Source organism: Planctomonas deserti (assembly GCF_003067705.1).
Classification (GTDB): Bacteria; Actinomycetota; Actinomycetes; order Actinomycetales; family Microbacteriaceae; genus Planctomonas; species Planctomonas deserti.
Map to the genome: position 1 here is coordinate 1 of NZ_QANL01000117.1, position 597 is coordinate 597.

The window sequence follows — 597 nt, forward strand, 5'->3', positions numbered from 1 at the left end:
GCAGCACCTGCATGCCGAATGGTCCACCGGCCTGTACATCCTGGAATGGGGCTTCACGATCATCTTCACCGCCGAGTACCTGCTGCGGCTGGCGGTGGTCAAACGCCCGCTGCGTTACGCGGTGAGCATCTGGGGCATCATCGACCTGCTGTCGATCCTGCCCGCCTACCTGTCGATGTTCATCCCCGGCGCGCAGAGCCTGCTGGTGGTGCGCGCGCTGCGCATCCTGCGCGTGTTCCGCATCCTCAAGCTGACCCGCTACATCGAGGAAAGCGGCGTGTTGATGACGTCGCTGTGGCGCAGCCGGCGCAAGGTGCTGGTGTTCCTGTTCACGGTGATCACCATCACCATCATCGCCGGTGCGCTGATGTACGTGATCGAGGGCCCCGAACACGGCTTCACCAACATCCCGGCCAGCATGCACTGGGCGGTGGTGACCATGGCCACGGTCGGCTTTGGCGACATCGTGCCGCAGACCGTGCTCGGCCGCTTCGTCACCTCGGTGCTGATCCTGATCGGTTACAGCATCATCGCCGTGCCCACCGGCATCTACACCGCCGAACTGGCCAGCACCATGCGCGATGCCGAGCTGGCCGC

At 64.7% G+C, this 597-nt stretch carries 1 protein-coding gene; it reads left to right on the plus strand.

The annotated features are described in order from the left end of the window. The coding region (locus tag DAI20_RS19850) for an ion transporter (RefSeq protein WP_108252899.1) at window positions 1-597 on the plus strand (597 nt) is incomplete at both ends.